Source organism: Mycobacterium sp. NGS34, from assembly GCF_059812845.1.
Genome location: NZ_JCALDM010000009.1, coordinates 119,237 through 133,671 on the forward strand (window position 1 = coordinate 119,237; position 14,435 = coordinate 133,671).

The following is a 14,435-nucleotide window of genomic DNA, read 5'->3' on the forward strand; positions in this document are numbered from 1 at the left end:
TCAAGTCATGAACGCCGCCAGTCGCGCAACTCCTCGACAATCGGCTGCCAGAGCCCTTCCGAGGTGTCATATGGCGCAGCGAGGGCAACCCGGCTCAAAACGGAACCGAATCTGTCCGTCAACGCCCGCGCCACATCCGGCGGATCGGCGACAACGGCGAAGGCGTCGAGCATCTCGTCATCGATAACCTCGCCTAATTGGCTCCAGCGATCAGCCTTGATCATGGCCCGCAGCTCATCACCGATCACTTCCCAGCCGTGGGTCTGCAGGACGGGAAGGTACGCGGGGGTGGACGCGTAGAAAGCAATGCGGCTGCGCATCGCCGCATCGGCGGCAGCCCGAGCGGCCGCGGTTTCACCCGTTACGACGAACACCGCTCCACTGATCTGAAAACCATCCAGATCGTCTCGACCCGTGGCTGCCCGGCCCTCGATAAGCGCAGGCAACGTCACGGACCTGAGGTACCGCTCGGTTGTAAAGCTGTGCAGGAGAAAGCCATCGGCGACCTCCCCCGCAACACGCGACATTTTGGGGCCAACGCCTGCCAGAAGCACCGGCGGATTGCCGTGTGGGTTGGGCCCCGGATCGAAGAACGAGGTCATGAGCGTATGTCGGTAGAACTTCCCCTCATGGTCAAGTCGCTCGCCGGTTCGCCAGCTCCCCCAGATCGCCCGGATGGCCAGGACGTAGTCGCGCATCCGGTCGGCCGGAGCTGACCAGGGCATGCAGAACCGGCGGCTGATATGAGCCTTCACTTGCGAGCCCAGCCCCAGCATGAATCGACCTCGGGAGTAGAGCTGCAAGTCGTTCGCGAGCAGCGCTGTGGTCATAGGGTTGCGAGCGAACGCGACGGCGATATTGGTGCCCAGAGCAACCGTGCTTGTGTCCTGCGCGCACATCGCCAGCAGCGGAAACGGATCGTGCTTCATCTCGGGCATCCACACTCCGCGATATCCGGCTGCTTCCGCTTTCTTCGCGGCGGTCAGGGCACCGACGTCATTCGGAGCAACCAGGTCGACGTCCATGACTCTCCTTGATCGCGGGGTGGTGTTACCGGCGGGATGCTTCCAGCGCCGCACTGGCAGATTCTAGTTGTCGACAGATTCTAGGGTGAAATGGACTCCCACCGCCTCTTGTCGCATTATCGAACTTTCGGTAGATTTTGATCCACCTAGGGAAGGAATACTCGAGATGTCGTCAGCCGATCAGGGGTTCACGTGTCACCCGGGCGAGCGTTATGAGATGCCCATCGTGTTCGGGCCGACGGAGCTTCCGCAGGTATCACAGTGGGGATATCTCCGAGCGCTAGACATCACCTTCGTCACCGATCCGGTCGCGGTGCGTCCACTGGTACCGGCGGAGCTCGACCTCCCGGAGCAGCCGACGGTCGTCATCAGCAGGCGCTCATTCGACCAGGTGGACTACCTCGCAGGTCACGGCTACGAAGAGCTGTGCGTCGGTATCAGCGTGACCCACAACGGCGAGGAGGGGACGACCAGAGGGAACTTCTGGCCCGTGATGTGGGTCGACCAGATTCGGCCGGTCACCGTCGGCCGCGAGTTCACGGGCTTCGCCAAGCTGGGCGCAGACTTCAGCCCGATACGAGACGAGTCCGGCGACCTATCGTGGGAAATGTCGGAGTACGGAACGGTGTTGGCGCGCGGCACAATACGCAACGCGAAGCCAGTCGACGACGTCGCGCTGGACAAGATCGCGCAGGCGGGCAGCATCGGGTACGCCTTTTGTTCTCGCTACATCCCACCTATCGTGAACAGCCCCGGTGTCGACGAGGTGACTCGTTGCCAGATGCGTTCGCAGATCACTTCCGTGCAGGTGGGTGAGGCCGAACTCGAGTTGGCCTCACCCTCGTGGAAGGATGCTCCGAACGGGGCACGCGCAATGTCAGCCTTGGCTTCTCTCCCGATACTCCAACTCCGTCGGGCCATGGTCATCGAAGGATCCTCCTCCTTCGACCGCTCGACGATCACTGCTCTGCCCCGCACGCGATCGCTGAGGAGCTCGACCACCGCTGTCGCCGCGAGCGGTTCGGCGCGTTGAAGGTCAACCTCAGCGACGATCAGCGGGCAGTCGAAGAGCTGTTTTCCGAGTTCTTCGCAAAGACTTCGGAATCGATGGTCGTCAGACGAGCGGAGCCGCTCGGCTTCGACTCGGAGCTGTGGTCGAAGCTGTGCGCTCTGGACGCCCCGGCCATGGGGGTCGCGGCGGAGAAGGGGGGCGGCGGAGCCGCCCTCGCCGACCTCGTGGTCGTGGGCGAATGCGTAGGGCGTTCGCTGGCACCCGTTCCCATCATCGAACACACGGTCGCCTTGCGCGCCCTGCCGGAGCCGTCCGCCGAGCTGCTCGCCGGAGACGAGGTTGCGACGATCGCGCTGCAGTTTCCAACCCGCGGCCTCGACTGGGGCCTCATTCCCGCCGGAGCGGTCGCCCGCACCGTTGTCGGCCCGTGCGGCGAGGCCACGGTAGCCGTGTCCACAGAGCCCCCCGGAGTGGCGCCGGCAAACCACGCATGCATGCCCGTGGCCTTCCGGACCTTCGACCACGACACCGCAACGACCCTAGGCGACAAGTCAGTGTGGTCAGGCGCGCTGTCGGAGTGGCAGATACTCACCGCCGCGTCGCTCGTCGGCATCGCCGCGAAGAGCCTCGACACCGGAGCCGAGTACGTCAAGTCGCGCGAGCAGTTCGGCCGGCCGATCGGCACGTTCCAGGCGGTGCAACATGGATTGGCCGATTTGCCGGGGCTTATCGATGGCGCCCGGCTGCTCACGTTCAAGGCGGCGTGGGCCATGGACACTTCGGATCCCACCGCACCGGGGATCACCAACGTCGACGACAACGAGGTCAACGATCCGACATCGCTTGCTTTGATGGCCTACCTGTTCGCGACCGAAGTAGCGGCCCAGGTCACCGACCGTGTGCTGCACTACCACGGCGGGTACGGGTTTGCCGAGGAGTACGACATCGGTTTGTACTACCGGAGGGCGCGCGGCTGGCCGCTCGTTCTCGGCGACCCCGCTGCTCAGTACCGGCGCTTGGCGGACCGGTTGTTCGGGGCAGTTTCTATCGACGACAGGTCGAGCGAGAGGTAGCGCCAATGGACTTCAATCTCTCCACTGAGGCGGCGGCATTCCGTCAGGAGATCAAGGACGTCATCGCCCTCACTTACACACCAGATCGCCGGGGTGAACACCACCGCACCGGCACGTTCGCCTGCCCAGCCTTGTATCAGGAGCTCGCACGGCGAGGGCTGCTCGAACGTACCGTGCCGGGGCTGGGCAAGGGTGATCCGATGGAACTCTGGATCCTTGTCAACGAGCTGGAGAAGGCGTCGGTGCCCTACGACGCGCTTTCTGTGATGCTGATTGTTGCCGCGATGGTCAACCGGCTAGGGTCCGACTTCCAACGAGAACGCATCCTCTCCTCGTTGCTTTCCGCGAAATCCTATGCCTGCCTTGGCTACAGCGAGCCCGGCAGCGGAAGTGACGTAGCCTCGGTGTCCACGCGCGCAGTACGCGATGGCGGCCAGTGGGTGATCAACGGATCCAAGATGTGGACGACGATGGCCCACGAAGCCGATTGGATCCTGCTTCTGACGCGCACGGACCCGACCGTGTCGAAGCACCGCGGTCTCACCATGTTCGTGCTTCCCATGAACACTCCCGGCATTTCCGTGGAACCGGTGTGGACGATCGGATCCGAGCGCACCAACGCGACGTTCTTCGACGATGTCCGCGTGGGCGATGAATGGGTCCTTGGAGGCGTTAACGAGGGTTGGGCGGCGATGGGCGTCGGGTTGTCGTTCGAGCGCGGTGTCGTCGGCGAGACGAACGGCGGTGTTGCGCTGTTGCGGCATTTTCGGCAGTGGGCCGAAGACACCGGTGCGGTGCGCGACCCCGCGATACGACAGCAGATGGCCCAGACCGCTATGGACAATGAAGTCGCGAAGCTGCTGACACAGCGGTCGGCGTGGCTGGCGGCGAGCGGTGAGTTGCCCGTAGTCGAAGGTGCGATGACCAAGCTCTTTGCGACCACGGCATATCAAAAGGCTGCCCATTGGTTCCAACAGCGCGCCGGAGCGGCGGGTCTGCTTCGGTTTGGCGAGGCTGGCGCAGCCGCGGATGGTTGGATCGAGTACGAGGGCCGCCATGCACCACTTTGCACGATCCGCGGGGGCACTACCGAGATCAACCGCAACATCGTGGCGGAGCGTCATCTTGGACTTCCGAAATGCGTCTGACTCAATTGCCTTCGACGCCTTGGCTGTTGGTCCGACGGCCCGGCCTGCAACCGAACGAGGGTAGCCATGTTTCGCCACGGTCGGCGTCCAGGCGACGGGTTGGCGAACCGGGCGCGGCCCGCGGGTTCGTCACCGCTAGCGGGCTGGCATTCGCAGGCCCGCGTCGAGCCGCACCACTTCACCGTTGAGCATCGGGTTCTGCGTGATATGCACGACGAGCTGGCCGAATTCGCTCGGCCTTCCGAAACGTTTGGGATGGGGTATTACCCGGGTCATCGCGCCGAGTGCCTCGTCGGGCAGGACGCCGAGTAATGGCGTTTCGAAGAGTCCCGGCGCGATAGCCATCACGCGAATGGCATGACTCGCCAGATCACGGGCCAACGGCAGCGTCATCGCCGCGACGCCTCCCTTCGAGGCAGAATAGGCGACCTGGCCAATCTGCCCGTCGTAGGCGGCGATCGATGCGGTATTCACGATGACACCCCGCTCTTCGGCGTCGAGCGGGGTGGTCGTCATCCGGGCGACCGCAGACCGGATGACATTGAACGTGCCGATCAAGTTGACGCCGATCACCCTGGCGAAATCCGCCGTCGGGTGTGCGCCTTCTCTGCCGAGCACGCGACGAGAGATACCGACCCCGGCGCAATTCACGACTATCCGCAAGTCGCCGGCCGACTGCGCAAGGTCGAGTGCCGCTTCGACAGTGGATTCGTCGCATACATCCGTTGGCGCGAACAGAACGTCATCGCCGAGGTCGGCCGCAACCGCTCGACCGGCCGAAGACGGCAGATCGGCGATGACGACTGTCGCGCCACTGTCTCGCAACGCTGCGGCGGCTGCAAGCCCCAGGCCGGAAGCGGCCCCGGTGACCAACGCTACGGAATCATCCATCCGCACCGCTTACCCCTTCCCGAACAACGCCTACTTTCGACTAGCGAATAGAATACAGGCCCACCCTGCTACTTACGCGATCGTGCACGACGTCCCGATGCCGAGCGACACGGAAGCGGCTCGGACCCACCGCACGCGTCGACGACGACCCGAGAAATGCGCCGTTTCTCGTATACTCGGGCGGTGACAACGAAGAGCCGGACCAGGGTGCCATTCGCGAAGTCAGCACGAACGCGCGCACGGATCCTCGATTCCGCCGCACGGGTGTTCAGCCAGAACGGGTACGCCGGCACGCGCCTCACCGACATCGCGGAGGCCGCCGATGTCAAACAAGGCAGCCTGTACTACTACTTCGACTCGAAGGACACGCTAGTCGCAGAGATGCTGCGCGTCGGACTCGAGAAGACGCACGAACACGTCGTCTCGGCCGTCGAAGCCCTGGGCCCCGAAGCCTCGGCGACCGCGCGTCTTGGCGCCGCGATTCATGCGCACGCCGAGGCCGTGATCGAGGCCGTCGACTACACGGCAGCCAATGCACGCATCCTCGGCCAGCTTCCCGACGAGCTGCGCAAGCGTCACATCCGCGTCGACCAACGGCCCTACGGCAAGCTCTGGGACGGACTCCTCAGCGACGCGCGCGACGCTGGCGAAATTCGAGACGACCTCGACCTGCAGACCCTGAGGCTCCTCATTATGGGATCGCTGAACTGGACCGTCGAATGGCCCGACCGCGCCAAGCGATCCCCTGAAAAGGTTGCCGGCCTTCTCATCTCAGCACTGTTCGACGGGATCACCATCCGGGATCATGCGGTCCAGGTGCAGGCCGGCGCCTAGGGCCTTCGTTCGGGCTGCGCACTGCCGAGGAAGTCGGCGCGCTTCTACACAAAGTGTTCGGCGATGCTCTCGGATACGTCGGCCGCGCCGGGCGCCCCGAGGAGATCGCACCGATGATCGCGCTGCTGGGCTCGCGACTCAACTCTTTCACCACAGGGGCGGATCTCAACGTGGATGGCGGCTCGGACTTTCGCTGAGTAGCAGGACTACCGCAACCTCCATTGCGGCTTGCCGGCTCCACCGCGAGTCACCTTCACGGTCTCCACGCCGTTGGCTAGCTGCGTGTAGTGCACACCATTGCGGATGGCATCGGTACGTCCGACGTCGAGTGAGTCCCAGATCGCCTTGACCGTTCCCTGCACCGCCAGGGGCTCGTTGGCCGCGATTTGGTGAGCGATCTCGTCGGCACGTGGCCAAAGCTCCTCACGCTCGGTGACCTCCGATACCAAGCCCATTTGCATGGCACGGCTGGCCGACATTCGCTCGTTTAGACCCATGAGCGCGATCCGCAGCACTTCACCCAGCGGCATCCGGGCGGCGAGCCCCACAGGCTCGAGCACGGCAGCAAGCCCGTAAGTCACATGCGGATCGAAGAACGTCGCATCGTGGGAGCTGATGATGATGTCCGCCTCATTGAGCAAATAGAACGCGCCACCCGCCGCCATTCCATGGACTGCGCAGATAACCGGCTTCCACACCTGATTAGCCTTGGGGGACAGATAACTGCTGGGATCCTCGCGGCTCCACAGATTGGGCCGTGACACCATCTCCAGCGTGTCGTCCGTGTCTACGCCCGTGCAGAAAGCGCGCTCACCAGCCGCTCGCACCACGACGGCGTGCACCTCGTCATCGAGCCGGACATGCCGCCAGACTTGCGAGAAATCCTCGCACATACGCTGATTGAAGGCGTTTAGCCGGTCGGGTCGATTGAGCGTGATGGTCGCAACATGACAGTCGAACTCGTAGAGCAGCGTTTCCAGTTCCATCATCGCCCCTTCGAAACGGTCGGCTGACCACCGGTGGCACAAGTTATGCGGTCGATATCTTGCCACCCCTGAGTTATCGAATCAGAAACAGATTCTAGCCCATCGTGAGGCTTCATTCGGGCGGCAGACCGTGACACCAAATGGTTCTCATTGCGGGTAGGCGCGAAAGGGATCCGTCATATCGCCCGCACGTGGCCGCCCGCGGATGCCCCGTAGACTCGCTTGCCTTCCGCGGTACCCCGCGTACCCGAGGCTTACGGTCGAATGGCCATCACTTAAGCAGCCTTTCGTTATGACGCCCAGGGCATCTCGGGATCGGCGACCATCACCAGCGGCTGGTAACCACGCTTGCCCAACTCCTTGGCGATCTCGGCGTAGGTCGCGGCGGTCCACCCCGCCGGCGAACGTAACACGACACCGTCCGCGAGATCGAGGTGATGGATGTCGAAGACCAAACCGGCCAACCCACGCGCCGTACCCGCGTAGGACAGCCCGTCTCCCGTCGCATCAGTCCCGTTACGCATCCGACGGCACGCCGTGGTGTTGTCGACCTCGACACATGCGTTGACGGCCAACAAGATCGGACGAGGCAGACGTCCGCGTTTGTGCCGCACCGCGCGCTCCTCACGAACCCGCTTCTGGGCTTGCCGAAGGTCGGTGGCCGCCACGATTGTGGCTGGACGCAGGAAAATCCGGCCCCCAGAGCCGGGCAGCGAACTTCTCCGGCTCTTCGCCGAGTTCGCAATTGCGGCACGCTCGGCCTCAGAGACCATTAGCGCCACACGGAAGCGACGAGCAGCATGCACGATGGTGGAGCTGTCCGCCGAACTCGCGATTGACGAAGTCATCGGATGCGCCCTTCGACGAAGTTCAGGGCCAACGCAGCTTCGAGATCCAGTGCGCTTGCCTCATCACCTTGCTACGGTTAGAATCTACTCGGATATAGAAAGTTTTTCAATGGCAGCCTTCAACAGACGTCGAGGATCGAAACAATGCAGGTCGCTGTCCAACACGAGCTCATCGAGCGCTTCCGCAAGCTCGCTGAGGCGAAGTCCACACAACTGAGCGATGGCCCGCAGATGATGCCCGCCGGCGAGTACACGTCACGCGAACAGCTGGAGCGGGAACGCCAACAACTATTCCGCAGTCACCCCATCGTCGTGGGTCTGACGGCCGATGTACCGGATCCGGGCACAGTACTGGCGACGCACATCGACGGGGTGCCGCTGCTGGTGACTCGGGCCAAAGACGGACGCGCCAGGGTATTCATCAACGCGTGCCGGCATCGCGGTGCACCCCTCGTCGAACCCGACTGCCGCAGAAAGGGTGCGCGAAACCTGAGCTGCCCGTTCCATGCGTGGTTGTACTCGCTGGACGGCAAGAACATACGTAAGCCGGTTGCCAAGGACTACTTCGGCGTGGAGGGCGAGTCGTTCGACCTGAAGGAAGTGTCGTCTGACGAATCGCACGGTCTCATCCTGGCCCGGCTCGACGGCGGCCCCGTGGACGCCGATGCCTACCTCGGTCGGTTGAGCGAGGATCTGGACAGTTTTGGGCTGGCCAACTTCCACCACGTGGAAACACGCAAGGCAATTCAACACGCCAACTGGAAGATGATCGTCGACACCTTCCTCGAGACATATCACGTCTTTTCGCTGCACAACTCTTCGATTTCGCGGCTCTACCACTCGCACCCCCAGCTGTTCGACGCCTTTGATCAGCACTGCCGCAGCATCGGCGTCCGAAAATCGATTGATGACATCGGCCAGGACCCGAGCACCTGGCAGTTTCCGCCGCACGCCACGATTCACTACGTCGTCTTCCCCAATACTCTCGTCGTGCATCAGCTCGACCATTTCGAGGTATGGCGGATCTTCCCTCACGACACGCCGGGCAGCTCGGTGGTGGAAACGAGCATCTATGCACCGGAACCGCCCAACGACGAAACGATCAAGAAGTGGATTCTCAATCTCGACATCCTGATGCAAGTCACCGGTCAGGAAGACTTTCCGATGTGTAAGAAGATCCAGTCGGGGTTGGACAGCGGTAGTGTCGATTCGCTGGTGTTCGGCCAGAACGAACTGGGGTTGATCCATTTCCACGAACAGATTGCCGAAGCCTTGTGCAAAGTGAATTCTGGTTCGAGCCGCTGACGCCGGTCAGCTTCTTGCGTCGCGCCGCCACCATTTACGGCGACAATACGGCCGTCATCGACGGTGAACGCACGTTCAGTTATCGCGAGCTGCTCGACCGCAGTACGCGGCTGGCCGGGGCGCTCATCGACCTCGCCGGCGGAAAAGCCGTGGCGATTCTTGCGCCGAACAGCCACGTGTTGCTCGAAGCGCACTACGGCGTGCCGTGGTCCGGCTCACCTTTGCTCACGCTCAACATCCGGCTGTCTGCGCATGAGCTCGCCTGGATCATCGACCATGCTGAAGCGACCGTCCTCATCTACGACAGTTCACTTTCGACACTGGCCCACGCAGTATCGGACATCGTCGACTCGCGGATGAAACTGGTGTGTTGCGGCGGGGAGAATGACGAATACGAACAGCTGCTCGTCGAGGCGGAGCCTCGAATCCAGCCGATCACGGACGAGAACGCCTTGCTCTCGCTCAACTACACCAGTGGCACAACTGGCAAGCCCAAGGGCGTCATGTATCACCACCGCGGGGCATACCTGCAGTCTGTCGCGATGGCCACGCAGATGCACCTGGAGAACAACTCGAAGATGTTGTGGACATTGCCGATGTTCCACTGCCATGGGTGGTGCTTCACATGGGCCGTCACCGCTGCGGGCGGGGCCCACATCTGCTTGCGATCGGTCGATCACACGGAGATTTGGCGCCTGATCGACGACGAGGGGGTCACTCATCTCAATGGCGCGCCCGTGGTCCTGAACTCAATCGCGTACGGCGATGCGGCCCATGGGCTCGTCCCTCCGCGCAATCTACTCATCGGTACCGGTGGAGCACCCCCGACGCCCACCATCCTGGCGCGTCTCGCCGAGCTCAACATAGACGTCGTACACCTTTACGGTCTCACTGAAACCTATGGGCCGGTGGTTATCTGCGAGTGGCAGCGATCGTGGGATTCATACGACGCACCGCGGCGCGCGCGACTCAAAGCCCGGCAGGGGGTGTGCAACATCGTCTCGCAACCCGTCCGGGTCCTTGATGCGAATGGTGATGACGTACCGAGGGACGGGCGAACCATGGGCGAGGTCGCGATCCGCGGAAACAATGTGATGGCCGGCTATTTCAAAGACCCTGAGGCAACTGAAGCTGCCGTGCCCGACGGGTGGTTCCGCACCGGTGATCTCGGCGTACTCCACGAAGACGGTTATCTCGAACTCCGCGATCGCAGCAAGGACATCATCATTTCCGGCGGCGAGAACATCTCCTCGATCGAAGTGGAAAACGCTATCGCCTCGCACGAGTCGGTGCTCGAGGTTGCCGTCGTCGCCGTGCCCGACGATCGTTGGGGCGAGGTTCCGGTTGCACACATCACCCTGCATCCGGGAGCAACCGCCGACCAGGCCGACATCGAAAGACACGTCCGGGAGCAACTCGGTGGGTTCAAGGTGCCCAAGCGAATAGTGTTCGAGGCGCTGCCGAAGACTGGCACCGGCAAGGTGCAGAAATTCGCACTGCGAGAACAGTGGCGTCAGAAGCTGCAGTCGCCCGATTTAACAGTCTAATTGGCTACCGGCACCGTCGGGCTCGTCACCGGCGCCATGTGCTGTGCCGCCACGATCGAAAAGTAGGGAGCGTCCATGCCCAACGACCTCATCTCACGGCGCGACGTCGATTTCCTGCTCTACGAGTGGCTGGGTGTGGACGAGCTGCCGAAGCGTGAGCGCTACTCCGACCACAGCAGGGAGACATTCGACGGGGTCCTCGACCTCTGCGAGCAACTCGCCGAGAAGTACTTCGCGCCGCACAACAAGCTCAACGACACCAGGGAACCGACCTTTGATGGACGTCACGTCCACGTCAACCCCGAGGTGAAGCGAGCGCTCGATGCATTCGCGGCCGCCGACCTCATCGGGATGAGCATGGATTACGAACTCGGCGGCGCGCAGCTACCCGTCACCGTGGCAAGCGCCGGCTTCGCCTGGTTTCACGCCGCCAATGTCAGTACCGCAGCCTATCTAATGCTCACCATGGCCAATGCGAACTTGCTGGCCACATATGGGAGCACGCGCGACCACGAGCTCTTCGTCAAACCTATGCTCGCCGGCCGGTTTTCGGGCACCATGTGTCTCTCCGAGCCGCAAGCCGGGTCGTCGCTCGCCGACGTCAGCACCCGCGCCGAACCCACCGATGATGGCCACTACCGACTTTTCGGCAGCAAAATGTGGATTTCGGGCGGTGAGCACGAGATGACCGAGAACATCGTGCATCTGGTCCTCGCGCGCATCGCCGGGTCGCCGGCGGGGGTCAAAGGGCTTTCCTTGTTCATCGTGCCCAAGTTCCTGGTCGACGACGACGCCGCGATCGGAGAACGAAACGACGTCTCCCTTGGTGGACTCAATCACAAGATGGGATACCGCGGCACAACGAACACCGTCCTGAACTTCGGTGAGGGTGCCCATCGCCCGTTGGGTTCAGCAGGTGCGGTGGGGTACCTGGTTGGCCGACCCAACGCCGGTATCTCTTACATGTTCCACATGATGAACGAGGCTCGGCTTGGCGTCGGCATCGGCGCCGTTGCACTGGGGTACACCGGCTACCTCAAGTCCGTGCGATACGCGAATGAGCGGTTGCAGGGCCGCGTTCCGGGCCGCAAATCCGCGCCAGACAAGCCCGTGCCGATCATCGAGCATGCCGACGTCCGGCGAATGCTGCTAGCTCAAAAAGCCTATGTCGAAGGCGCTTTGGCCTTCGCGCTGTATTGCGGATACTTGATCGACACCCGTGCCAGCAGTGAGGACAGCAAAGAGGCTGAAGAAGCGGCGCTGCTGCTGGACGTGCTGACCCCGATTGCCAAGAGCTGGCCCTCGCAATGGTGCGTAGCGGCCAACGATCTTGCGATCCAGGTACACGGAGGTTACGGATATACCCGCGACTACGACGTGGAGCAGCACTACCGCGATAACCGCTTGAATCCAATACATGAAGGTACACACGGCATTCAGAGCCTCGACCTGCTCGGCCGCAAAGTGACTCAGCACGACGGCGCAAGCCTGGCCTTGGTGTCCGACCGCATCGGCAAGGCGATTGACGGTGCGACCGCCCTGGATGGGGAACTCGGGCACCTCGCCGATCAGCTGGCTCAACGGTGGGTCCGTCTCGTCGGAATAACGACGAAACTGGTCGGCGAATCCGATCGGGAACTGGCGCTGGCAAACAGCGCGATCTATCTCGAGGCGTTCGGCCACTTGGTGATTGCGTGGATGTGGCTCGAGCTGTTGATCACCAGCGCGCCGAAGAACACTGACTTTCACGCTGGCAAGGTGCAGGCCGGCAGGTTCTTCTTCCGTTACGAACTGCCCCGCGTCGATCCCCAGCTCAATCTGCTCGAAACCCTCGACAGCACGACCGTCGACATGAAGGCGGAATGGTTTTAAAACGCGTCCGGTCGACATTTCGCCGGCGAAAGCTGGCCTGGGCGCGCGTCACCGGTATGAGGGCACTCGCTCCTGGGTCATTCGACGGCGCGCGACGCTGAGACGGGCCGGTAGGCGGGCTCGATCGCCACGCCGAACGAGCGCGCCGCGAAGGCCAGCATGTGGTAGTGCCCAACCACCATCGGCACCTCGATCAGCTGCTCCTGGTCGTAGTGCGCCGCCAGAACCGACCACGTCGACGCTGAGATCTCGCACTCATCATGGAGTTCGTCGGCGCTTCTCACCAGCGCCGACTCCAGTTCCGTCCAGCCCTCGGCGCCGGCACCGGCGTGGACCCGGTTGACCTCCTCGGAGGTCAACCCGGCGTCCGCGGCAAACACCAGGTGATGCGCCCATTCGTAGGCGGCCCCGCAGCGATCGGCGGTCCGCAGGATGAGCAATTCCCGGTCACGGGCCGACAACTTCCCGCTGAGCAGGCCACCGCACAGCGGCAGCCAGCGCCGAAACAGCCGCTGGTGTCGCACAAGGGTTGTGAACAGATTGAGGTCACGACCCGGCCCGACTTTATCGAGCAGCTCGTTAGTCACGTTATCGCGCTCTTCGATCGGGAGCGGCGCGATGCGCAGTTCGGAGTGGACCTCTCCGGCCGACGCCACGCCCTCAGGCATGCGCCGAGACGGCAACGGGTGGGAACGCACGCTCCGTGTCGATGCCCTTCAGGCGCGGCAGCACCTGCTCTGCAAACAATTTCTGATTGGCCGCACCGATTTCGGGGCTCATTCCCGCGAAGGACAGTACCGAAGTCATCCCGACGCCGTCGATGCGACGAACATGGTCGGTCAACTGTTCCACCACCTCGTCCGGAGTGCCATAGACCTGCAATTCGGCGAGGAATTTCACGAAGCTATCCGCCCCGTGCTTTTCGATGTTGGCGGCGAACTTGCCGTAATACTCGTAACCGGGAACCTTCGCTAGGCCGGGATTGCTGAACTCGTACCAATCGAACGTCGATTTCGCGTACCGATAGTGATATTGCTCGTGCAGCTCCTGTGCCGCGGACGAGGACTCGTGCACGATCACAAAGGACATCAGCAGCGGTTTAGGCGGCTCGTAACCATTCAACTCGACGAACCGCTCGTTGTACTTCTTGACGTCGGCAACCGTTACATCCCACGGCTTTTGGGCGATCACCATGATACCCGCACCGAGTTCAGCGACGATGTCCATCGATTCAGGCGACACCGAAGATGCGTATGTGCGGTTGCGCAGCGGAGCCAGCGGCTGGGGTCGAAGTTGCACGGGCGGCTGCTTCCAGAGTTCACCGTCCGACTCGATGACTCCCGTGTCGAAGGCGTTGAGGATGCCCTGTGCATACTCCTGGAAGCGCTGGCGCGACTCCCCCATGTTCAGCCGGAAGCCCTCGAATTCGTGACGGCCCAGGCCGCGGCCGATGCCGAGCAACAGACGACCGTTCGACAGGTGGTCAAGCACCGAGAGCTCCTCAGCGACCCGCAGCGGCTCATGCCACGGAAGCACCACCACCGAAGGTCCCAGCCGGACGTGCTTAGTCTTGGCCGCCAGATAAGTCAACAGCTGCAACGTGTTTGGCGACACGTCGTAGCCACCGAAGTGGTGCTCGGCGATCCACAAAGACTCGAAGCCCAGCGGCTCGGCCTGTTCTGCCAGCGCTATCTCATGCTTGTAAAGCGCCGAGTCGGAACGATCCTCGTCGGGATTCTGAAAGAAGACACTCTTGCCAACATGCATGTGCTTGACCTATCTGAAGTCCGATTGACGGCTAGATTCTACCATATAGTAGAATTTATTTGTCAATCCATCCACCCCTTAAGCGCTTTCCATACGGGTGAACGCTTCTCGGCGCACCAGATTCAAG

At 62.4% G+C, this 14,435-nt stretch carries 13 protein-coding genes and 1 pseudogene; 8 read left to right on the plus strand and 6 right to left on the minus strand.

Annotated elements, in window-relative coordinates; translation table 11 throughout:
- Window positions 1–5 precede the first annotated feature (5 nt).
- On the minus strand, window positions 6–1,025 hold the full coding sequence (locus AC5Y7V_RS21925) for a TIGR03617 family F420-dependent LLM class oxidoreductase (protein ID WP_499882126.1): 1,020 nt from the start codon (window positions 1,023–1,025) through the stop codon (window positions 6–8).
- Between the two features lie 217 nt (window positions 1,026–1,242).
- On the opposite strand from AC5Y7V_RS21925, the gene AC5Y7V_RS21930 reads away from it, so the two are divergent.
- Genes AC5Y7V_RS21930 through AC5Y7V_RS21940 form a run of 3 tightly spaced genes read left to right on the plus strand, consistent with a single transcriptional unit; the run spans window position 1,243 to window position 4,258 of the window.
- On the plus strand, window positions 1,243–2,058 hold the full coding sequence (locus tag AC5Y7V_RS21930) for an acetoacetate decarboxylase family protein (RefSeq protein ID WP_499882127.1): 816 nt from the start codon (window positions 1,243–1,245) through the stop codon (window positions 2,056–2,058).
- Entirely contained in the window at window positions 2,055–3,110 is a 1,056-nt protein-coding gene (locus AC5Y7V_RS21935) for an acyl-CoA dehydrogenase family protein (RefSeq protein ID WP_499882128.1), read from the plus strand. Before AC5Y7V_RS21930 ends, AC5Y7V_RS21935 begins: the two co-directional genes overlap by 4 nt.
- 5 nt (window positions 3,111–3,115) lie before the next feature.
- Entirely contained in the window at window positions 3,116–4,258 is a 1,143-nt protein-coding gene (locus AC5Y7V_RS21940; protein WP_499882129.1) for an acyl-CoA dehydrogenase family protein, read from the plus strand.
- A gap of 135 nt (window positions 4,259–4,393) precedes the next feature.
- On the opposite strand, the gene AC5Y7V_RS21945 is transcribed toward AC5Y7V_RS21940, so the two are convergent.
- Entirely contained in the window at window positions 4,394–5,155 is a 762-nt protein-coding gene (locus AC5Y7V_RS21945) for an SDR family NAD(P)-dependent oxidoreductase (RefSeq protein ID WP_067923837.1), read from the minus strand.
- 177 nt (window positions 5,156–5,332) lie between these two features.
- On the opposite strand from AC5Y7V_RS21945, the gene AC5Y7V_RS21950 reads away from it, so the two are divergent.
- Both AC5Y7V_RS21950 and AC5Y7V_RS21955 read left to right on the plus strand, forming a co-directional pair.
- Entirely contained in the window at window positions 5,333–5,983 is a 651-nt protein-coding gene (locus tag AC5Y7V_RS21950; RefSeq protein WP_067923963.1) for a TetR/AcrR family transcriptional regulator, read from the plus strand.
- Window positions 5,984–6,060: 77 nt separating this feature from the next.
- Window positions 6,061–6,180, plus strand: a pseudogene (locus tag AC5Y7V_RS21955) (SDR family oxidoreductase); the annotation flags it as partial.
- A gap of 9 nt (window positions 6,181–6,189) precedes the next feature.
- Here the strand turns inward: AC5Y7V_RS21955 and AC5Y7V_RS21960 are convergent.
- Complete coding sequence (locus AC5Y7V_RS21960) at window positions 6,190–6,969, minus strand: enoyl-CoA hydratase/isomerase family protein (RefSeq protein WP_499882130.1); 780 nt, start codon at window positions 6,967–6,969, stop codon at window positions 6,190–6,192.
- Between the two features lie 290 nt (window positions 6,970–7,259).
- Window positions 7,260–7,583: a hypothetical protein gene (locus AC5Y7V_RS21965; RefSeq protein ID WP_499882131.1), complete on the minus strand. Its 324-nt coding sequence runs from the start codon at window positions 7,581–7,583 to the stop codon at window positions 7,260–7,262.
- 378 nt (window positions 7,584–7,961) lie between these two features.
- Between AC5Y7V_RS21965 and AC5Y7V_RS21970 the strand changes: the two genes are divergently transcribed.
- The 3 genes from AC5Y7V_RS21970 (at window position 7,962) to AC5Y7V_RS21980 (ending at window position 12,541) form a co-directional block, all read left to right on the plus strand.
- Window positions 7,962–9,122 carry an aromatic ring-hydroxylating oxygenase subunit alpha gene (locus AC5Y7V_RS21970; protein ID WP_499882132.1) on the plus strand — a complete coding sequence of 387 codons (1,161 nt, stop codon included), beginning with the start codon at window positions 7,962–7,964 and terminating at the stop codon, window positions 9,120–9,122.
- Window positions 9,092–10,669 carry an AMP-binding protein gene (locus tag AC5Y7V_RS21975; protein WP_499882133.1) on the plus strand — a complete coding sequence of 526 codons (1,578 nt, stop codon included), beginning with the start codon at window positions 9,092–9,094 and terminating at the stop codon, window positions 10,667–10,669. Before AC5Y7V_RS21970 ends, AC5Y7V_RS21975 begins: the two co-directional genes overlap by 31 nt.
- Before the next feature lie 75 nt (window positions 10,670–10,744).
- Window positions 10,745–12,541 (plus strand): acyl-CoA dehydrogenase, encoded by a 1,797-nt coding sequence (locus AC5Y7V_RS21980; RefSeq protein WP_499882134.1) that lies wholly within the window; start codon window positions 10,745–10,747, stop codon window positions 12,539–12,541.
- 77 nt (window positions 12,542–12,618) lie between these two features.
- Here the strand turns inward: AC5Y7V_RS21980 and AC5Y7V_RS21985 are convergent, their stop codons facing one another.
- Entirely contained in the window at window positions 12,619–13,209 is a 591-nt protein-coding gene (locus AC5Y7V_RS21985; protein ID WP_499882135.1) for a carboxymuconolactone decarboxylase family protein, read from the minus strand.
- A complete protein-coding gene (locus tag AC5Y7V_RS21990) occupies window positions 13,202–14,308 on the minus strand; it encodes an LLM class flavin-dependent oxidoreductase (RefSeq protein ID WP_499882136.1) in 1,107 nt (368 codons plus the stop codon). The genes AC5Y7V_RS21985 and AC5Y7V_RS21990 overlap by 8 nt, the downstream gene beginning before the upstream one ends.
- Window positions 14,309–14,435: the final 127 nt, after the last annotated feature.